Origin of the sequence: Nocardia inohanensis NBRC 100128, assembly GCF_001612945.1 — a bacterium.
In the GTDB taxonomy this organism is placed as follows: domain Bacteria; phylum Actinomycetota; class Actinomycetes; order Mycobacteriales; family Mycobacteriaceae; genus Nocardia; species Nocardia inohanensis.
Genome location: NZ_BDBK01000004.1, coordinates 219,897 through 226,539, shown reverse-complemented (window position 1 = coordinate 226,539; position 6,643 = coordinate 219,897). Strand labels below are relative to the sequence as shown.

Sequence of the window (6,643 nt, the reverse complement as noted above, 5' to 3'; positions counted from 1 at the left end):
TTCGGCCACCGCACGGTCGCGCGGGATATGTGATGCTGGCTATTGGTTCCGGTGAGATGAGGAGGATGCACGTGCAGGCTGGCCGCCCCAGCGAGGAGCAGTTGCGCCGCAATTTCGACAATGCGCTGGCCGCCGCCTCGGCCGGGCAGGGCGTGCGTTCGGAGTCCGGATTGGATCTGCCCACCCAGGACGCGCTGTGGGCCATCGCCCGTGCCTACCCGGAGATCCCCGAGCAGCTGACCGTCGCCGCCCGCACCGCCTTCGCGGGCCAATTGGACGGCAGCAATGCCGCCCGGCGCCGCGCCGAATTCGAGCGCAAGTTCCCGGGGCGCGACTGACCGTGTCCGACCGATCCAGCGAAAGCAGCTCCAAGACAGTGGAATCCGAGCAGACCATCGAACAGGCAGATCGAACCCCCGGCGACGTCGTGGATCTACCCTTCGACAAGCTCGCCCCGGTGATCGGTGTGGAGGCCGAATCCGGCGCGGCGGCACCGGATTCCGAGGCCACCGCGCCCGGGAGCGAAACCGCGGAGAACGGCACCGCGCCCGCGGAGTCCGGTGCCGAGTCGACCGTTCCCGACGTCGGCTTCAGCATCGACGCGCCCCCGGCTGCCGACCTTCCCGCCCAGGCCCGCCGGCTCGCCCACCGCTTGGCCCGCGAGTTGATCGATTTCGGTCCGGAGGGCTGGCACCGTCTCTCCGCCGCTTTCGCGCTCACCACCACCGCCCAGCGCTCCCGCCTGCTCTACTTCAACGAAGCGGGCCGGCAGATCGCACTGACCCCGCCGGTTGAGGCGCTGACCGTGGTCGCCGAGCATCGCGAACTCTCCGCCGAACTCGGCGACGGCCCGTGGTGGCGGCTCGAACTGGAACTCACCGCCGCCGGTGAACTCACTGTCGATCACGATTACGGCGACGAACCGTTCCCCGACGACCAATTGCTCGCCCCGGAGCACTACCGCGCCGATCTCGAACGCTACCCGCGCTCCACCCTGCCCACTTGGCTGGCCGCCTACGCCAACCACGGCAACCGGCAGTCGCGAACCCCGCAGCAGGCCGCCGAATCCGCCCGCGAGGATGCCGAATCAGGCTTCCTGCCAACGATTTCCGAAGACGACTTCCCGGATTTTCCACTGCTGTGGTCCCGTTGGGCCGCCATCTCCGCCGCTTTCGTGGCGATCGGCTCCGAATGGGGCCCGCGCATGCTGCCCTCCTTCGGCTGGTTCGAAGGCTCCCGCCGCTCCGGCTCCTCGCTGTACGTGCTGCCCGGCGGCCGCGCCGTGCTCTCCGGCGGCGTCTGGAACGCACCGGAACTCGAAGCCGCCTACAACGGCAACGCCCCCTTCCCACGGGTGTACGCGGGTGCGCCCGAGTGGATCGCCAACCCCGTGCTGAACACTCGTGCCGCCGGCGGCCTGCTCACCTTCTGCTACTGGTGGGAGCGCGGCCGCTGGTTCCGCGGCGATTCCCCGGCCGCCGCCGATTTGGCCGCCGCCGTCCCCGGCATCTGGACCACCGGCACCGTCATCGAGGTGATCACCGGCTTGGCGGCCGAGCACCCCACCGACGAACAACGCTCCGCCGTAGCCGATTTCGTGGCCGCCGCCGAGCGCCGCGACGTCACCCGCGCCATGCTGGCCGAAGTCTTCGGTCCCACAGCGGATCTGGATGCCGCGCACTATCAGCTCACCCTGGCCGGTGTGGCCCGCACCGGCCCGGAGCCGCTGCCCGCCGACGAGGCCATCGCCGCCGTGCGCTACCGGCTGGAAGACACCGACACCAGCGCCTATCCGCTCGATCAGCTGGTCGCGGAACGAGTTTCGGTCGGCTGGCTGGTGTACGTTCCGACCGCACCGGAAGAGATCGCCATCGCCCGGGCGTTGTACTACGTGGCCGATGACGGTGTAGTGGAGGCCACCACATCGACGACCCCGCCGTCGATCTATGTGACCGGCTTCGAAGAGCGCTTCCGGCAACGACATTCATAGGAACCCGCTCGCTCGAACGAACAAGGTAGGGAGCCCGGCATGGTAGACAACCCTTGGCTGGAACTGCGACGGCAGGCCCGCAACGGTGGTCTGGTGGTGGCCGACGGCGCCGCGCAGGCCGCCGTCCGGAACGCGGCCGAGGTGGCGTACCGTCTCGGCTTCGTCCGGGATATGACCGGCCCGCTCACCGAGCACATCGGATTCAGCGACAACGGGGTCTTGAAGTCCGCGATCACCATGGCCGAGCGGTGCAATCACGAGGGCCGGCGGCTAAACGGGATCATCGACCATTACATCGATCTCGTGAATGCCATGGGCGAGACCCTGATCGACGCCGATAACAAGTACAAGACCGCCGAAGAGGATTCCCGGTCCCAGTTCGACAAGGTCAAGAAGTCGATGGGCCCGGACAATGTCTCGATGCCCACCGACGGCCTGGGCACGGGCACCGCCCCGGTCTGGTACGAGGGCAGCCTCGAGGATCACGATGCCAAGGCCGGCGCCACCGGCCTGCCGAAGGTGGGCGGCAACCACTACGGCGATGCCATCGGCGCCGAGAACCCGTATGCCCAACGCGGCAAATGGTTCTGGGAGGTGGGCCAGGGCATCCACCACGACAAGGTCGCCGAGAAGAGCTCGGTCTGGAAATGGGTGGGCAGCCGCGTCGACGAGGGCTTCACCAATCTGGTGAACGGCCTGGAACAGCTGGAGACGAAGGGCCTGTGGAAGGGCGACGGCGCGGACGCCGCCATCGCCGCCGCCAAGAAGTTCAAGGCCCAAGCCACCGATTTCACGGGCGACCTGCGGGTCATGGCGGGCACCCTGTACTACTTCTCGGGGGTGCTGGAGTTCATCAAACGGGTCTCGCCCGACGACTGGAACGATGAATGGAACGGCACCAAGACCGAAACCGACATCGCCGCCACCGAGGCCAAGTGGTTCGCCGGTTGGTACACCCCAGGACTCGCCAAGGCCAGCGCCAATATTCCGATCTTCACCGATCCGACGGTGCCCGCTTCGACCACCTCCGGTGGCGGCGGCGGACAGAATCAGGGCGGCGGCGGATCCGGTAGCTCGGGCGGGCAGAACAAGTTCGGGCTGAAATCGGGCACCACGCCGAACCTGACCATGCCGAGCGGGACGAAGCCGGGCGGCACCGATCCGAGCGGCACCAAACCCGGCGGCACCGATCCGAGCGGTACCAAACCCGGTGGCACCGACCCGAACGGGACGAAGCCCGGCGGCACCGACCCCGGCGGCTCCAGTTCCTCGGGCGACGGCAGCGGCTCGGGCTCGTCCTCCGGTTCCAGCGACAGCTCCGGCCTGAGCAGCGCTCTCTCCGGTCTGCAATCGGCAGCCCAGCAGGCTTCTTCGGCGGCATCGACCAAGAAGGCGTCGACGGCGGCCGGCGCTGATCTCTCCGGCCTGTCCAGCCTGCTCGGCCAGGCCAAGCAGGGCGCGGGCAAGGGCGGCGGGGGAGCCGGCGGTGGCGGTGGTCCGGCCACCAATCCGGCCGCCGCGCTCAGCCAGCGCCTGTTTCCGCGCGCCGCGGTCAGCGCCGAAGGTTCGATGGTGGCCTCCGCCAGCGCTTCCCGCGCCGGTATCGCCGCCTCGGGTGCCGGGATGCCGATGGGCGGTATGCCGATGGGCGGCCACGGCGCGCAGGGTGGTCAGCAGGGCGGCAAGGAGCACAAGCGCCCCGACTTCCTGGACTCCACCGAATATCTGGAGGAGGCGATGGGCGCCCCGCCGATCGTGGCCAAGCCGGTGGTGGAGGGCTGATCCCGGTGCCTCGAACCTGGTCGTTCACCGACCTGGAGCTGGTTGTGCTGTGGGAGCAGCTCGGCGTCGAATCCTTGCCCTGGCCATTGGATTTCATTGCCCGCGAGCAGTGGTGGGACGAGTATCTGGTGGCGCTGGCGCAGGCCCGCGGGAGCTTGCGCGAGCGCGAGGAGAACCTGGCCGAGCTGCTCGCCCCGATGGGTTCGCCCGATGTGAAGGTCGAAGTGCACGGCTGGGACGGCCGCGACCGGCAGGACCCGGCGGGCAGCATCCGCATCCTGGGCCTGCGCCAGGACGATCTGGGCTACTTGATCGTCCAGCATCCGGGTGAAACCGTCAGGCACAGCGCCGGTTTCACCGTCACCGAATGCTACGGCCCCGAGCTGGCCACCGAAATCGTTCGCGCCCTGCCCGATTCGGAGGCCGGCCGCGGACGCGATGTGGTGCTGGCCGAACCCGAGCACGCCGACGAATTCGACTACGGCTACGGGCTGTCTCCGGCGCACGAGACCATGGACGGCACGGTGGTCGATCAGGCCGCCGATTTCCTGGCCACCGACGCCCTGCGGCTGGGCGTGATCGAAGTGGTGCAGGGCCGTTCGCGTTTCGGCCCGCGCGGCATCACCCGGCAGAAACTCCAGTGGCGCGATATCGCCGAGGACGGCCGCTATCTGGTGACCGGGGACTTCCCGCCGGTCGCGGCCGCGGCCGATCAGCGTCGCATGATCACCACCCTGGACACCTACATCAACGAAGTGCTGCTGACCCTGGCGGACGAATGAAAGGACGTCGATGAGCCTCGAGGACACCCGCTTCCCCACCGAGTTCACCGTCTCCTCGCGCACCGGCGCGATCGTGGTGACCACCACCGAAGAGGGCCTGCCGGTGGGGCTTTCGGTGGAATCGGACCAGCTGCGTGGCGCACCCGAGCCATTGGCCGCCGAGATCCTGCGTCTGTGCCGGCAGGCGGCGACCCGGGCCGGGATGCAGCGCCGCGCCCAATTGCAGGCGGCCGGGCTGGCGCCGGAACTGCTGGCGCTCACGGGTTTGCCCACGGTGGAGGAGGTTTCGCGGCAGGAGATCGTCGAGGAGCAGGACTACGACACCGAACCGGAGAGCTGGCTGCGCCCAATTTAGGGGTGTTGTCATCGAAACACGCGTTGCGCCATGATGATCCGCATCACCAGTTGATCATTTCGAGATCACCGGGCGTTCATCGCCATTGTGTGGAGTATGTACAGACTGATATGCCGGGCGAACCCTCGCTCTGTATAGTTCGATACGAGTTGATCTTCTTGATGGAGGGGCTCCGATGGACAAGCTCGTCGCTTCGACGGACGCGATCCGCGCCTACGGTGAGGCCAATGCCGCACTCGCGACCACGGTGGCGTCCGCCGCCGCGGTGGACCAGGCCGCCAGCCTCGCCGCCGTCATTCCGGTCTTCGGCCTGATCGGCCAGGAATTCCTGCTGAGTTACGCGGGCGCGCAAGCCAATCACGTGGCCTCCACCGCCGAACTGGCCCACGTCTACGCCGGCACCGCGCTGGCCGCGCACGAGGCCGCCGGGTTGCACGACAGCACCGAAGCCGCCTCCGGCCACGACTTCCTATCGCTGTAGCGGCCATGACCACCCCCTCCGATCCGACGCTGTCGGAAGTGCTGCGCGGCACCGCGCTCGGCCCCATGCTGGATCGGCCGGTGAACGACATCCTGCGCGATATGGGGCTGCCGTCGCTGCCCGAGATCCCGGCCATGTCGGTCTCGCTGGAGCTGCCGCCGCTGCCGACGCTGGACCTGTCGGTGCTGACCCGCCCGCTCACCGATCTGGCCTCGTCTTTCGGTACCGGGCAACTGAACACCTCCGATGCCACCACGGCGCTCTCCAATATCTCCAGCGCCTTGCAGACCGTCATGTCGCTGGTCAGCTCGCTGGCGTCGATGGCCTCCAGCGACTGGTCCGGTGACGGCGCCACCTCGGCCGCCGCGAAAGGCACCCAGGCGGCGGCGAATACCGCCGAGCTGGAAACCCAGAACGTGCAGCAGAAGACGATCCTGACCGGCGCCGCGGGCACGGTGGCCGTCGGCACCGCCAGCATGTCGGCGATCATCGCCAAGTTCGTGACCGGCCTGACCATCGCGGCGCCGTTCCTGGTCACCCCGGCCGGGCAGGTGTTCGTGCTGTCGCTGGCGAGCGAAACCGCCGCGGAGGCAACGGCGGTGGTCGCTTCGACCAAGACCCAGCTCGGCGTGCACAGCGCCAGCATGTCGGCGGCGGGACAGAAGGTGGCGGTCACCAACGCGCCGTCCTCCTCCGGTTCGATGTCACAGCTGACGCAGATGCTGACCCTGCTCTCCTCGGGCGTGAGCGCGCTGTCCAGCGGGGCGCAATCGGCGCAATCGAGCTTGCAGTCCATCGCCAAGACCGAGACGGCCGAACCGGTGGCGAGCGAGGCGGCGGCAGTGACGCCGGGCGGATCCACCGGCGGCGCAGCGCTTTCGGGTGCGATCGGCGCCATTTCGGGCGCGGCCGGTAGCACTCCGCTGGGCCAATTGCACAACACGCGTTCGGCCGCGGCCTCCACCCCGTCGGCGCCGGCCGCCGAGCCCGCCGCCTCGACGCGCGGCAATACCGCCGCCCTGACGCCGGGCATGGCGCCGATGGCCGCGACCGGAGCCGGTCTGGCGCCGCGCTCGGGCGATGCCGGCGACGACGAGGTGCACTCCAACCTGGTCACCGCCGAACACGGCGACGAAGTGGTCGGCGAATTGGGCAATACCGGCGTGCCGGTGGTGGGTGCGGTGGGGACCACCACGCCACGGGCCGCGCAATGACGCGATAGGATGCGCTGAACAAGGGAGGGATGATCTGAA

The 6,643-nt window shown here is 68.7% G+C and carries 7 protein-coding genes; all 7 read left to right on the top strand.

Going from position 1 to position 6,643, the window contains the following annotated elements:
• Nucleotides 1-65 precede the first annotated feature (65 nt).
• The 7 genes from NI1_RS13075 (at nucleotide 66) to NI1_RS13045 (ending at nucleotide 6,604) form a co-directional block, all read left to right on the top strand.
• Entirely contained in the window at nucleotides 66-338 is a 273-nt protein-coding gene (locus NI1_RS13075; protein WP_245663196.1) for a hypothetical protein, read from the top strand.
• A gap of 38 nt (nucleotides 339-376) precedes the next feature.
• On the top strand, nucleotides 377-1,990 hold the full coding sequence (locus NI1_RS13070) for a hypothetical protein (protein ID WP_245663195.1): 1,614 nt from the start codon (nucleotides 377-379) through the stop codon (nucleotides 1,988-1,990).
• 39 nt (nucleotides 1,991-2,029) lie between these two features.
• Complete coding sequence (locus tag NI1_RS13065) at nucleotides 2,030-3,772, top strand: hypothetical protein (RefSeq protein ID WP_067819128.1); 1,743 nt, start codon at nucleotides 2,030-2,032, stop codon at nucleotides 3,770-3,772.
• Between the two features lie 5 nt (nucleotides 3,773-3,777).
• Nucleotides 3,778-4,554, top strand: a complete 777-nt coding sequence (locus tag NI1_RS13060) for an ESX secretion-associated protein EspG (RefSeq protein WP_067819125.1) — start codon at nucleotides 3,778-3,780, stop codon at nucleotides 4,552-4,554.
• Between the two features lie 10 nt (nucleotides 4,555-4,564).
• Nucleotides 4,565-4,909, top strand: coding sequence for a hypothetical protein (locus NI1_RS13055; RefSeq protein WP_067819122.1), 345 nt, complete (start codon nucleotides 4,565-4,567; stop codon nucleotides 4,907-4,909).
• A 175-nt stretch (nucleotides 4,910-5,084) separates the two neighbouring features.
• Nucleotides 5,085-5,390, top strand: a complete 306-nt coding sequence (locus NI1_RS13050; RefSeq protein ID WP_067819119.1) for a hypothetical protein — start codon at nucleotides 5,085-5,087, stop codon at nucleotides 5,388-5,390.
• Between the two features lie 5 nt (nucleotides 5,391-5,395).
• The gene (locus NI1_RS13045) at nucleotides 5,396-6,604 is read left to right on the top strand and encodes a hypothetical protein (RefSeq protein ID WP_067819116.1); all 1,209 of its coding nucleotides are present in this window, start codon (nucleotides 5,396-5,398) and stop codon (nucleotides 6,602-6,604) included.
• The last annotated feature ends 39 nt before the right edge of the window (nucleotides 6,605-6,643 follow it).

What these genes read in the sequence shown, in the direction of transcription:
- NI1_RS13050 (WP_067819119.1), top strand. Translation starts at nt 5,085, where the DNA reads ATGGACAAGCTCGTCGCTTCGACGGACGCGATCCGCGCCTACGGTGAG.
- NI1_RS13045 (WP_067819116.1), top strand. Translation starts at nt 5,396, where the DNA reads ATGACCACCCCCTCCGATCCGACGCTGTCGGAAGTGCTGCGCGGCACC.
- NI1_RS13065 (WP_067819128.1), top strand. Translation starts at nt 2,030, where the DNA reads ATGGTAGACAACCCTTGGCTGGAACTGCGACGGCAGGCCCGCAACGGT.
- NI1_RS13055 (WP_067819122.1), top strand. Translation starts at nt 4,565, where the DNA reads ATGAGCCTCGAGGACACCCGCTTCCCCACCGAGTTCACCGTCTCCTCG.
- NI1_RS13075 (WP_245663196.1), top strand. Translation starts at nt 66, where the DNA reads ATGCACGTGCAGGCTGGCCGCCCCAGCGAGGAGCAGTTGCGCCGCAAT.